Origin of the sequence: Sphingobacterium sp. Ag1, from assembly GCF_000988325.1 — a bacterium.
Classification (GTDB): Bacteria; Bacteroidota; Bacteroidia; order Sphingobacteriales; family Sphingobacteriaceae; genus Sphingobacterium.
Genome location: NZ_LBGU01000034.1, coordinates 1 through 12,738 on the forward strand (window position 1 = coordinate 1; position 12,738 = coordinate 12,738).

10 protein-coding genes are annotated in these 12,738 nt (G+C 40.2%); 4 read left to right on the forward strand and 6 right to left on the reverse strand.

Features of this window, described 5'->3' with window-relative positions; all coding sequences use genetic code 11:
- Window positions 1-199: 199 nt before the first annotated feature.
- The 3 genes from AAW12_RS09170 to acnA all read right to left on the reverse strand — a co-directional run bounded on the left by AAW12_RS09170 (window position 200) and on the right by acnA (window position 5,347).
- Window positions 200-1,585: a WG repeat-containing protein gene (locus tag AAW12_RS09170; RefSeq protein ID WP_046673326.1), complete on the reverse strand. Its 1,386-nt coding sequence runs from the start codon at window positions 1,583-1,585 to the stop codon at window positions 200-202.
- A gap of 139 nt (window positions 1,586-1,724) precedes the next feature.
- Window positions 1,725-2,291, reverse strand: a complete 567-nt coding sequence (locus AAW12_RS09175) for a pentapeptide repeat-containing protein (protein WP_046673327.1) — start codon at window positions 2,289-2,291, stop codon at window positions 1,725-1,727.
- Between the two features lie 287 nt (window positions 2,292-2,578).
- Complete coding sequence (acnA, locus tag AAW12_RS09180) at window positions 2,579-5,347, reverse strand: aconitate hydratase AcnA (protein ID WP_231585239.1); 2,769 nt, start codon at window positions 5,345-5,347, stop codon at window positions 2,579-2,581.
- Window positions 5,348-5,579: 232 nt separating this feature from the next.
- Between acnA and AAW12_RS09185 the strand changes: the two genes are divergently transcribed.
- The 4 genes from AAW12_RS09185 to AAW12_RS09200 all read left to right on the forward strand — a co-directional run bounded on the left by AAW12_RS09185 (window position 5,580) and on the right by AAW12_RS09200 (window position 9,544).
- Window positions 5,580-6,110 (forward strand): TlpA family protein disulfide reductase, encoded by a 531-nt coding sequence (locus tag AAW12_RS09185; protein WP_053003598.1) that lies wholly within the window; start codon window positions 5,580-5,582, stop codon window positions 6,108-6,110.
- 113 nt (window positions 6,111-6,223) lie between these two features.
- Window positions 6,224-7,165 (forward strand): homoserine O-succinyltransferase, encoded by a 942-nt coding sequence (gene metA / locus AAW12_RS09190; protein ID WP_046673329.1) that lies wholly within the window; start codon window positions 6,224-6,226, stop codon window positions 7,163-7,165.
- A gap of 60 nt (window positions 7,166-7,225) precedes the next feature.
- Entirely contained in the window at window positions 7,226-7,435 is a 210-nt protein-coding gene (locus AAW12_RS09195) for a hypothetical protein (protein WP_046673330.1), read from the forward strand.
- A gap of 105 nt (window positions 7,436-7,540) precedes the next feature.
- Window positions 7,541-9,544, forward strand: coding sequence for a M13 family metallopeptidase (locus AAW12_RS09200; RefSeq protein ID WP_046673331.1), 2,004 nt, complete (start codon window positions 7,541-7,543; stop codon window positions 9,542-9,544).
- 75 nt (window positions 9,545-9,619) lie between these two features.
- Here AAW12_RS09200 and AAW12_RS09205 read toward each other — a convergent pair whose 3' ends face one another.
- The 3 genes from AAW12_RS09205 to AAW12_RS09215 all read right to left on the reverse strand — a co-directional run bounded on the left by AAW12_RS09205 (window position 9,620) and on the right by AAW12_RS09215 (window position 12,654).
- On the reverse strand, window positions 9,620-10,834 hold the full coding sequence (locus AAW12_RS09205; protein ID WP_046673332.1) for an MFS transporter: 1,215 nt from the start codon (window positions 10,832-10,834) through the stop codon (window positions 9,620-9,622).
- 121 nt (window positions 10,835-10,955) lie between these two features.
- Window positions 10,956-11,915: a bifunctional metallophosphatase/5'-nucleotidase gene (locus tag AAW12_RS09210; RefSeq protein ID WP_046673333.1), complete on the reverse strand. Its 960-nt coding sequence runs from the start codon at window positions 11,913-11,915 to the stop codon at window positions 10,956-10,958.
- Complete coding sequence (locus AAW12_RS09215) at window positions 11,893-12,654, reverse strand: 5'-nucleotidase C-terminal domain-containing protein (RefSeq protein WP_231585240.1); 762 nt, start codon at window positions 12,652-12,654, stop codon at window positions 11,893-11,895. Before AAW12_RS09215 ends, AAW12_RS09210 begins: the two co-directional genes overlap by 23 nt.
- Window positions 12,655-12,738: the final 84 nt, after the last annotated feature.

Below are 12,738 nucleotides of genomic sequence, written 5' to 3' on the forward strand. Positions count from 1 at the left end.
TTACATCACGCGCTACCCGCTCTGACAAGCATGCTAAAAGAGCTGTTATTTGGCCTAGGTGGAGGCCTAATCGTGGTGGTCTTATTTACGATCGGCAAAATGCTGGTTAAAAAGAAAAAATGACCTTATACTGATCATTGATGATCAGCAACGAAAAAAGGCAACAGAAAGATCTGTGGCCTTTTTTGGTTGCTGATGTTTAAATTATATCTGTTGCCTCTGCCGCAGCATCTATTTCCACACGTTCGCCTTTTGTATTAATCAAAATTACATCGTCCGAATCCGCTAATGAAACAGAAGCCACGCCATCACTGAACGAGGTAGCTCCACTGTATATAAATGGTATTGCAACTTTTCCCTGACCATCTAAATACCCATACTTTCCACCTTTGCTTGCAAGGAAAAGATTGGGTTCTTCGGTAATTGAAATCAAATCGTAGTCGTGCGCAACGATTTGATTGGTCCTAATATCAGTAAGATTATACTTGTCGTTTTCGATGCTGACGAAATGCGTTGCATTGTTTTCAGAAATAAAGCTATACGTTGCCGGGACAATTATTTTACCCGCTTGATTCAATATGCCATATTTATCTTTCACTTGAAATACAGCATAGCCCCCGTTAATGAATGATATCATATCATAATTTGCCGGGATCAAAATTTTACCAGACTTATCCATGACCCCATATTTTTCGTTTAGTCCAAAAACCAGTTGGCCAAGATGGTCATCGTAACCTAAATAATCGTATCGGAAGGGGAGGATTGGTTTACCGGTGAGATTAATGGCACCATATTTTTCATCTTTATATTGCACTATACTCAGGTCGCCAACAAATGGAGCAATGTAAAGGTATTGTGCTGGCACAATTGTTTTTTCATCGCCGTCTTTTACCCCCAAAAGGTTAGTTGCAGCATCTTCAAATAAATAGAGATTTTCAGCAATCTGGTTGCTATCTTCCGCATCCTCTTCGTCATCATAAATTGATGCTACTTGTTCATAATCCTCGGGTACAATAAAATCCTTTTCGTCCAGTTGGCTATCGGTGATGTTCTGCGCAATCATATTCATGCCAAGCGGTGTTGTTAGCTGCAGCACAGCCCCAGGTATTTTTTTGAACAGATCAAAGCCCTCCCAATAGGCGACTGGCAGTTTATCGCTATACCAAATCGATAGGGTACTGTTTTCCGCGCTATCTTCCGAAATAGGAATTTCTACCTGCGCTAGTTTGCAGGGATAACCAGCGATCATTTTCGTCTGGTTTGGGACGAGTTTGATCGCATGTGAGCTAAGCTCATTTTCTTTCACGACATATTTTGCCAGTCCTGGGTATAATATAACCGATTGCTCTTCATTTTTTTTAACGAGAAATATAGACTCTTCGCCGTCTCCGGAAGCCGATACAACTTTTATTTTATCATTGTTAACATAAGCTTCGTAGACAGAAACTGGAGCTGCTTGCGCTTCTTCGCTGGGATCGACGGAATAGGTAATGGCATAGTTGATCTTGAATGCTTTATTGATTTGTGCAAACGACATGCTGCTGGCCGCCAAGATAGCTGCGAACGATAGGGATATTTTTTTCATCTTCTTAAACTTTGAAAGACAAATATCCTGATTCAATGTAAGGTGTTTTATCCCTGAAATCCGTTATTTAACGATAAATCGAAATCGAGCCGATCTCATGCAACGATCATCAGGCCCTTATCAAACCCCATTCTGAGACTTAATCGATGGCCAACTGATATTTAAGCAATAGTCCAGGCAGCTGTTCCCGACCAAATTTACTTTTTTTCATGCGATTGGCCTCGGGATCGAGCTGGATGTTGATGGAGGACCGAAAATCACAGCCTTCGAGATTGCTTTGTATAAAACGGGCATTTAACAAATTCGCTTTTCTAAACGCCGCCTGTTGCAGATTAGCTCGTTCAAAATCCACATGTTGCAACGAACAGTGATCAAACTGAAATTTCTTTATATTTCGTTCAAAAAAAGAGGAGTAATCCAATACCGAGTTGCTGAAATTAACATGAAAGGAAAATGAACTACATTCATTAAAGTGTATACCTAGCATTTTGCAGTCATTAAAGACAACATGATCTAGTTGTGTGCCCTTCAGACTGACATTGGAAAGATTACACGATTTAAATTCACAATTTGTGAAAATGAGGTCTAACAGTTCCGCGCTCTGAAAATCACATTGCTCAAAGGTGCATTTGTAAAATTCCTGAACTTGTTTCAGTTCAGGTGTCCATGTTTGTTTCGTGATTGTTTGTTCGATAAGTTCTTCCATTCTGTATGCTATTGGCATTGATCTTAGCGAAAATAAACAATTCTCCCGAATGATTTTACTTTAAAATGAAGTCAATGCGCTACATCCGCCTGTATGCAAAATACCTGATTTCAGGGATAAAAAGGGTAATTTTTTCCAACTATATTTGGCATAGCCATAAAACATAATTCTGGGGGCAAGACTGAAGTATTGTAGAACTCTGGTAGGTTTTAATATAGTTGTTAAAGGGCACCCTATAGAGTGCCCTTTACTTTTTTAGCTATTTCGATTCTTCAATTTGCCGAATATTAGTTGTTTTTTAAATATTGCCGTAGCACATATTGCAGAATACCATCATTCTTAAAATACTCGATTTCAATAGCAGAATCGAGTCTTGCTTTCACTTGAAATGTGGTTGTTTTTCCATTGTCATGCACCGCCTTTACCGAGAGGAGTTTATGGGGTGTTAAATCGTTCGCAAGTCCCGTGATGCTATAGACTTCTGTTCCATCTAGTCCTAATTTCTCTGCATTTTCGTCATTGATAAACACAAGTGGTGCTACCCCCATACCGACAAGATTACTTCGGTGAATACGCTCAAAACTTTCAGCAATAACCGCCCGTACGCCGAGCAGGAATGTTCCCTTTGCAGCCCAATCTCTTGAGGAGCCCGAACCATACTCTTTTCCTGCCAGCACAATGAGTGCAGTGTTGTTTTTTCGATATTCCATTGCGGTTTCATACACCGTCTTCACCTCATTGCTTGGGAAATAGCGGCTAAATCCACCTTCACGATCAGTAATTTTGTTTTTAATACGCACATTGGCAAATGTTCCACGCATCATAACTTCGTGGTTCCCACGTCTAGATCCATACGAATTAAAGTCTTCTTTACTTACCTGATGTGCGCTGAGGTATTGTCCGGCCGCAGTTTCTTCTTTGAATGACCCTGCAGGTGAGATATGATCCGTTGTAACCGAATCACCAAGATAAAGTAATACCCTTGCATTTTGGATGTCTTGTATCGGATTTGGTACAGCCTGTAAATTTTCAAAAAAGGGCGATTCTTTAATGTAGGTAGACGTGTTGTCCCACTGGTAATTTTGATCCAGATTCACTTCAAGTTCTTGCCAGTCTGTTGAACCATCGAAGATGACATCATAAACTTCTTGAAAATCCGATTGTTTGACGCAGGCATTGACGGTTTCCATAATATCCTCGCGGCTCGGCCAAATATCTTTCAGATATACGGGCTCACCATTTGGGTCGTAGTCGAGCGGCTCCTCCAAGAGATTAATATCAACTCTTCCGACTAACGCATAGGCAACAACAAGCATCGGCGACATTAAAAAGTTCATTTTTACCTGAGGATGCACACGCGCCTCAAAATTTCGGTTACCAGACAATACCGATGCGACAATGAGTTCACCTTTTTCCACTGCCTCTGCTATTTGTGGTGGAAGAGGACCCGAGTTTCCAATACAGGAGGTACAACCGTAACCCACCGTGTGAAAACGCAGGGCATCGAGATCAGCACTAAGTCCTGATCTTTCAAGGTATTGTGTAACGACTTTTGAACCAGGGGCTAAGGAGGTCTTTACCCAGGATTTGGTCCGCAGTCCACGCTCGATAGCGTTACGGGCCAATAATCCTGCGCCGATCATCACAGTAGGGTTCGAGGTATTGGTACAGCTTGTTATGGCGGCAATGGCAATACTGCCATCACTGACAATATATTCTTTATGATTGTGCTTGATGCGCACAGCATGAATAGACTCTTGGATAACTTCATGCGGTGAATCATGTTCAACAGGTACCTTACCAAAGGTAAACTCCGTACCAGACCCGCCGTCGGCAAGCCAAGCAGATTCCGATCGCTGTAGAACAGGGACATACTGTCGATGGTGTTCGCTATCCAAGAGATGTGAAAATGTAGTTTTTAGATCTTTCACAAGAATTTTATCCTGAGGTCGCTTAGGGCCGGATACAGTTGGTTCCAGACTTGATAAATTGAATTCAACAACCGACGAATATTGAATTTCTTCCTTGCCTGTCCGCCAGAGTAAATTGCTTTTACAATAATCTTCAACAATTTTAATCTGTTCGGCACTTCGATTGGTGCTATGCATGTATTCAAGGGTTCGGTCATCGATCGGAAAATAGGTAACCGTACAGCCGAATTCTGGTGACATATTGGATATTGTCGCACGATCTGTCACCGAAAGGCTGTCTAATCCATCGCCAAATACTTCAACAAATTTGCCCACAACACCTTTATCACGAAGTATTTTTGTGATGGAAAGAACCATGTCCGTCGCGGTGCATGTCGCTGGTATTTTGCCCGTAAGTTTAAGGCCGATAACCTCGGGGCAGGTGAAAAAAATGGGTTGTCCAAGCATGGCTGCCTCGGCCTCAATACCACCAACTCCCCAACCTAATACACCAATACCATTGACCATTGGTGTATGCGAATCAGTCCCTACTAATGTGTCAGGAAAAAGCCAATTGTCACGTTCAATGACTCCTTTGGCAAGATATTCCAAGTTGACCTGATGGCAGATACCCATACCTGGGGGAACAACGGTAAAATTTTTTAATCCTTTCTGTGCCCATTTAAGGAGTTCATAACGCTCACGGTTGCGTTCATATTCCAACTCGACATTCTTGTCATACGAGTACTGTGTACCAAAGTAGTCGACCTGAACGGAATGATCAATGACCAGATCCACCGGGATAGCAGGATTTATTTTTTGTCCATCCTTGCCATGACGGATAAATTCGGCACGTAGTGATGCCATATCGACTACAGCAGGTACTCCGGTGAAATCCTGCATTAAAATTCTGGCCGGTTTGAAGGGGATATCTTTGTCAACAGGTTGTGGAGTCCAATGAATCAGGGTATTGACATGCTCGTCCGTGATACTGAATCCATCATGGTTACGCAATACATTTTCCAGTAGTATCCGGATGCTGAACGGTAGGTGCATAACATTACCTTCAGGGAGATCTTTAATAGAACTATACTGGTAAACTTTTCCGTTAATTTCAATTTCTTGTATTGATTTCTCTTTGCTCATATTCATTTACTTATTTTCATACTATATAATATACATATCCCTAAATTTGTTTGTAATATCTTTTACACTTATCTTTTCGCTTTTGTATTCTAACACCGAATTTAAACCTCCATTGCCGCTGAAAAATCCGTTAAAAAAACGCGTGAAAAAATTCGATTAATTTTCTGCTGTAAAAGCAATCAAATTAGGATACAAACGTTATGGTAATGTTTAGGCTTAGTTAAAGTGTTATATGACAAAAAAAGTAAATTATAGTCTCCTTTTATTGGTTAGTTTGTTGTTTTGCAATCCATTTTTGGTTAAAGCAAGCAAGCATTGTGTGGTCGAGGAGGAGAATAAGAGCAGAACCGAAGGATACAATCTTAGTTTTAGGGACAGTAAAAACAATATATTGAGCCTAAACCAGCTGAAAGGAAAAGTTGTGGTTATTAATTTATGGGCGACATGGTGTCCACCATGTCTTGCTGAGATGCCTTCCTTGGATCAACTCTATAAGGAATTTAAGGGCAACGATGCTATTGTTATTTTGGCTGTCGATATCGATGGAAATCTTAGCGCTTCGCGGAAGTTTATGGCGAAAAGAAAATATAGTCTACCGGTCTATCAATTAAATTCGGCTTTACCCAAAGAATTGAGTACCACAAGCATACCAACAACGATTATTTTGGATAAGGCTGGTAAGCTGGTCATTAAACATGTAGGTGGAATGAACTTTGGGTCGCAGAAATTCAGAAAATCCCTATTGGATTTAAGCAAGGAATAGCTTTTGGTCTTGGAGACTATAACAATATAATGGAAGATAATTTATGTTTCATTTAGCATTTATGGCATTTTCTTGCTAATTTTGCATGCTAATTGTATAAGGAGAAATTATCTATGCCGGTCAAACTTCCTAATAACCTTCCTGCCATTGAGCTGTTGAAAAAGGAGAATATATTTGTCATGAGTGATTTAAGAGCAAATGAGCAGGATATCAGACCGCTTCGTGTTTTGGTACTGAACTTAATGCCGCTTAAAATTACGACAGAGACAGATTTTATTCGTTTGCTGTCAAATAATCCTTTGCAGGTGGAAATGGAATTTTTGCGACTTGAAACGCATGTTTCAAAGAATACCCCCGAAGAGCATTTGGAAATGTTTTACAAGAGCTTGACCGAGGTTAAGGAGAATTTCTACGACGGAATGATTATTACGGGGGCTCCAGTTGAAATGGTTGCTTTTGAGGAAGTGACCTACTGGGATGAAATTCAGACCATCTTCGACTGGGCGAGGACCCATGTAACATCAAGTTTGTATATCTGTTGGGCGTCTCAAGCGGCATTGTATCATTTCTATGGTGTAGAGAAGAAGCCATTAACGGAAAAACTTTTTGGTGTATTTAAGCACACTGCGTTAAACAAAAGACATCCTTTATTCCGTGGATTTGACGATGAGTTCTTTATACCGCACAGCCGCCATACAACAATTGAGAAACATGATCTCCTGGTAAAAGAGGGTTTAGAAATTCTTTCAGAATCGCCAGAAGCCGGTATTGCTATCGTTTCTTCACGCGGGGGACGCGAGTTTTATTTGACGGGACATTCGGAATATGCTCCTTTTACACTGGATGAAGAGTATAAAAGAGACTTAGAAAAAGGGCAGGAGATTGCTATGCCGGCAAATTATTATGTTGACGACAACCCCGAAAATCGCCCTCTGGTGCGCTGGACAAGTCATGCGAATCTTCTTTTCAATAATTGGTTGAATTACTTTGTGTATCAAGAAACTCCTTTTGATCTAAAAGACGTGGTTTATTTAGGCGAAATCAAACAAGGATAATTTAATTCCTTCAAACAAAAACAGCTAAAAGAGTATTCTATTCATATGAAGTGATTAAATATGAAAAAGACTGCTTTAATAGTTTGTCCTGTTTTTTCAGTTTTTTTATTGAAAGCACAGGTTACCCTGGAAGAGAATCAAAAGCTTAAAGAAGCGAATGGGACGTTATGGTATGCTAATCCGTGGATTTGGATTGCCGGTGTCGCACTGTTTCTACTGATTTTTATCCTTGTACTACGTAAATCAACACGCAATAAAACCAAGACTTAATTATCCCCATTAATTTTAGTTGCGATTAGAATCCCAATTGTTGCATTAACAATAGAAGAACTTTGCTTAAGTTTGTGTATAGCGATAGACAAACTAAATTTTTATATGAAGAAAAATCTACTTTTAGCAGCTTTGTTGACCTGCGGCTCATTGGCGGGCCAAGCGCAAAACAACGCAATCAATGTGAGTTACATGGACAAGAGTGTTCGTCCTCAAGATGACTTTTATAATTTTGTGAATGGACACTGGATGAAAACAGTCAAAATACCCTCTGATAAAGCACGTTGGGGTTCTTTCGACGAATTGCGTGAAAACACCGATATTGCTACGTTGAAGGTCTTGCAAGAATCGCTAACTGGACAATTCCAAAAGGGTACAGACAATCAGAAGATAGGTGATTTGTATAAATCATTTGTGGATATGAAAACACGTAATAAACTTGGTTTAGAACCTGTTAAACCTTATCTTGCTAAAATTGCAGCAATTAAAAATTTTGATGATTTATACAACTATCTTGTTGAGGTAGCACCGATTGGTGGAAATCCTTTTTTTAGTGGCTATGTATATGCGCATCTTAAAAATTCCGATGTTAATACAGTATACCTCGGCGGAGGAAGTCTGGGGCTTGGACGTTCTTATTATCAAGTAAAAGATAAGAAGAACGAAGAAACGTTAACGGATTATTCAAATTATATTTCTGCACTTTATGCTAAATCAGGCCAAATTACGAAGGATTTAAAAGGTCCAAAAATTGTCGCCTTTGAAAAGCAGCTGGCGGCAAACCTTAAAACCGTTGAGCAATCACGCGATGCAAATGGGCGATATAATCCGATCGCTGTAGCCGATCTAAAAAAGATTGTGAAAAACGTCGATATTGCAAAGTACCTAAAGGATGTCGGTTTTAAGGCTGATACTGTTATTGTACCGGAAATAAAGTATTACGAAAATTTGGATCGGGTTTTCAACCCTGAAAATCTACCGGTGATCAAAGAGCTATTGACATTTCATATTTTAAATAATGCAGCGTCATATACTACACAGGAGTTAAATGATCTGTATTTTGATTTCTGGGGTCGTAAGTTAAAAGGACAAAAGGAGCAGCGTGCTCTGGACAAGCGCGGTGTGGAATTTGTCAATTCGATCGCAGGTGAGTTATTAGGGAAATTGTATGTGAAAGAAAACTTCCCTCCAAAGGCCAAAGCTGAAGCGGAAGAGCTTGTAAGCTACCTCGTTAAATCTTTCGGGCAGCATATCAAGGGATTGACTTGGATGTCGGATGAAACGAAAGTAAAGGCATTGGACAAACTGACTAAGTTTAAAGTTAAAATTGGTTACCCGGATAAATGGAAAGATTTTAGCAAACTTGATGTTGGGACATCGTTGTATGAAAATGTATTGGCTTCGAGTAAATGGGCATTTTATCAGAATTTAGCGAAACAAGATAAGCCAGTGGACAAATCTGAATGGGGGATGACTCCACAGACTGTGAATGCTTATTATAGTCCACTGTTTAATGAGATTGTCTTTCCGGCAGCGATTCTTCAGCCGCCATTCTACGATTATAAAGCTGATGCTGCAGTTAATTTCGGCGGTATTGGTGCGGTAATTGGTCACGAACTTTCGCACGGATTTGACGACCAGGGTGCTAAATACGATGGGAATGGAAACCTGAACAACTGGTGGAGCGACAGCGATAAGGCGAAATTTGAAGCAGCGGCTGATGCTTTGGTACGTCAGTTTGAATCCTACGAACCTGTACCAGGTGTTTTTGTGAACGGTCGCTTTACATTAGGGGAGAATATTGGGGATTTAGGTGGCTCATCAGTGGCTTTTGATGCATTGCAACTCTATCTGAACGATAAGGGAAATCCTGGTTTAATAGATGGTTTTACACAGGACCAGCGCTTTTTCCTTTCCTGGGCAACGATTTGGAGAACGAAAACTACCGATGAGTTTGTGGTCAATCAAGTAAAAACTGATCCACATTCTCCAGCACAGTACCGTGCTTTTGCCCCGATCATTAACCTAGATGCTTTCCATAAAGCTTGGGATACAAAGAACGGCGACAAAATGTTTGTTCCGGTCGATAAACGTATCAAAATTTGGTAGGTTTCAGCCATGTTTAATGAAAAACGGGTGTATCTCACATGAGCATACACCCGTTTTTCATTTATCAAGTGTAGGCTACTTCATCCATCTCAGAACCAAGTAGAACCCGATCGCCGTAGCAGATAAGGTTAATGCGGTTGCCCACCATAAGGTTGTAAAACCGAAGGAATCGACGATGCTAGTCCCTAAAAGCGGCGAAAATATATTTGCAGCTGAAAATGCCAACGAATTGAACCCCATGTATGCTCCTTGTGTTTTAGGTGTCGAACGGTTAACAGAAACCGTTGCCATAAAGGGTAGTGTCAGCATCTCGCCAAGGCCGAAGATAAAGAATGTGAAATATAACCACCCGAGTCCACCTGAAAAATTTAACATGGCATAAGAGCTGGCACATAAAAATGTTCCAAAGACGAGCGTGCTTATAAGCGAGAATCTTTTTTCAGCTATATGGACAATGAACATCTCCAGTAATACGATAACGAATCCACTCCAGCCGAGTAGAAATCCGATTTGGTGATCATTCAAATGGTGAACTTCTCGGTAGAAAATAGGTAACGTTGTGATCAACTGAAAGAAACAGAATGAGAAAATGCAACAAAAGATATTGAATAAGACAAAAGGCAGGTCGGTATAGGGATTTCGTGTCTTTTGAGGTAATTCGTTTTCAGCAGTAATCTCTTTTTTAGGTTTAATATCGCTTCTTTTTTCTCGTTTATGAAAAAAGACAAAGAAAATCACTGCAGCGCAAAGGACGGCAAAAGAATTTCCATAAAAGATCCAATTGAATGAGATGGTTGCCAAAAATCCAGCCACCGCCGGGCCGATTGAAAATCCCAGATTTATGGCAAGACGATTCAATGAAAAGGCGCGCGTGATATTTTCGGGTTTAGCGTAACTCGCCACTGACACGGAGTTTGCAGGTCTGAAGGCATCAAAGATTAAGCTTAACGTAAAAATCATGATGGATAAGGACTGCACCTCTTTGAAATGTGGGATCAGTAAGAATAAAGGGGCCGCCAATACAAGACTTCCGAACTGAACCTTGAAGCTGCCAATCCGGTCAGTCAACCAGCCACCGATATAGGAACCACAAACGGAGCCGAATCCATAACTCATCAATACCACACCGACCTGTTTAATGTCAAAATGTAGAACCTGAGTCATGTAGAGGCCAAGAAAGGGAATCACCATACTTCCCATTCTATTAATGAGCATCACTATGGCAAGTAGCCATGCTGCTTGAGACAGTCCCTTAAAGGAGTCGAGGTAAATCGATAAAATTCTTTTCATTGAATGACGAATCAGCGTGTATAGACCGTATAAGTTTTTACTTCATACGTCTTCTTATAGTATTGGTAAAAAAAATGCCAAATTGATTAGTCAACTTGGCATTTGTTAAAATTAGTTGATATTATGCCAACATGGACTCCGGAATTGTCGGATTGACCTGATAGGTACTCGCGACCATTTGTTTCTTGTCAGACCCTGGTTCCATAATAAAGTCAATACGCCCTAGATTAATTCCAGCAAAACCGACTTGATTCACAACGGTCTTTGTTCCTTTTAAATTTGTAACCAGTGTTGGTTCATTTAAGAAGGTGTGCGTATGTCCACCGATAATGAGATCGATATCTGAGGTTTTGGCGGCAAGGATCAGATCCGACACCTTGTCGTTTTCATATTGATAGCCCAAATGCGATAAACAGATGACCAAATCACATTTGTGTTTTTCTTTCAATGTGCGGACCACCTTGTTGGAAACTTCAATAGGATCCAAATATTTCATTCCCCTGAAGTTATTGGGGTCAACCAATCCCTCAATATCTACCCCTAGTCCAAACACGCCTATTTTTATTCCACCTTTATGGAATATGGTATAATCTTGGGTTCTGCCCTCCAATACGGTTCCTTTGAAGTCGTAATTTGCCGTTAAGAACGGAAATTTAGCGTGATCCAGGTACTTTACAAGACCGTCAAGACCATTGTCAAATTCATGATTTCCAAATGTCCCGGCATCATAACCTAACTTTGTCATGAGGTCAAGTTCAAGTTTTCCTCCAAAAAGATTAAAATAGGGGGTACCTTGAAACATATCGCCTGCATCGAGTAATAGAAGATGTTCTTCTTCTTTGCGGATTTTATTGATCAGTGTACTTCGGCGCGCAACACCAGCCAATCCCTGATATTTCCCGCCGTCCATTGGAAACGGTTCAATACGGCTATGAACATCGTTGGTATGTAAAATTGTAAGTTTTACCTTTTTGCTCTTCGCGTCGACTTGAAAAGGAAGTGATCCCAAAGCAACTGCAGCAGAAAATCCACCAACTTGCTTGATAAAAGATCTTCGGTTAATTGATTTTAATTCTTCCATCTAATTCTGCATTTACTTTTTTACCTTCTTTCGTTAATTCGCTCACATATTCAATCAAACCTTCACGCATACGTTGTGGATAATTAGCCCGCGATACAGGTTGTGTCAGTAAGGTGAGGTTATCACCACCATTGGCAAGATAATCATAGGTCACTAGTTTATATAACTTATTATCTTCAATAGCTTGACCTTTGATCTTTATGTCCTGAGCTTTGTTGCCTGTAATTGTCAACGTCATTCCGGCTATAGGTTGTCCATGTGTTGTAGCAATATAGTCAGCAAGCTGACGAATCTGACTACCTTTGAGCTCGAGTATAGTCAATGTATTCTCAAAGGGCATAACCTCAAAAATATGTCCTACAGTAATATCGCCTGCTTTAAGATCATTTCGGATCCCACCCTTTGTTGCGAACGCCAAATCCGCAGGGTTATGAGCATTGTGTTCACTCATCCACAACAAGGCTTCACAAAAAAAATTGCCCATTAATGTTTCCGCTGTTTTCTCTTTTGTCAATGCCTTGTCCGCATGTCCAATCACACGATTCATCTCCGCTTCCATTTTGTGTTTGAAGGGTTCGTACATTGACACGACTGCAGGATCAGCTTGCATATCGCTATTGATATGATATTGTTGGAAATCTTTTTGCGTTGGATGGAGTTGTTTTGTACAACCTGTAACCATCAAAAGCGAAGCGACACCAAGGCTACCAATAAAGGCAATTTGCTTCGAAATATTCATTCTTTTTAATTTAACCAAATACTACGCAAAGTTAGCCAATTATATATGAACAAATCTAATCCAATGTTAGCTAATTTTTAAAAA

Bases quoted from the DNA above. Each gene is read 5' to 3' on its own strand.
- AAW12_RS09195 (WP_046673330.1), top strand. From the start codon at position 7,226: ATGAAAAAGACTGCTTTAATAGTTTGTCCTGTTTTTTCAGTTTTTTTA.
- metA (WP_046673329.1), top strand. From the start codon at position 6,224: ATGCCGGTCAAACTTCCTAATAACCTTCCTGCCATTGAGCTGTTGAAA.
- AAW12_RS09215 (WP_231585240.1), bottom strand. From the start codon at position 12,654: ATGAATATTTCGAAGCAAATTGCCTTTATTGGTAGCCTTGGTGTCGCT.
- AAW12_RS09170 (WP_046673326.1), bottom strand. From the start codon at position 1,585: ATGAAAAAAATATCCCTATCGTTCGCAGCTATCTTGGCGGCCAGCAGC.
- AAW12_RS09210 (WP_046673333.1), bottom strand. From the start codon at position 11,915: ATGGAAGAATTAAAATCAATTAACCGAAGATCTTTTATCAAGCAAGTT.
- AAW12_RS09185 (WP_053003598.1), top strand. From the start codon at position 5,580: ATGACAAAAAAAGTAAATTATAGTCTCCTTTTATTGGTTAGTTTGTTG.
- AAW12_RS09205 (WP_046673332.1), bottom strand. From the start codon at position 10,834: ATGAAAAGAATTTTATCGATTTACCTCGACTCCTTTAAGGGACTGTCT.
- AAW12_RS09200 (WP_046673331.1), top strand. From the start codon at position 7,541: ATGAAGAAAAATCTACTTTTAGCAGCTTTGTTGACCTGCGGCTCATTG.
- AAW12_RS09175 (WP_046673327.1), bottom strand. From the start codon at position 2,291: ATGGAAGAACTTATCGAACAAACAATCACGAAACAAACATGGACACCT.
- acnA (WP_231585239.1), bottom strand. From the start codon at position 5,347: ATGAGCAAAGAGAAATCAATACAAGAAATTGAAATTAACGGAAAAGTT.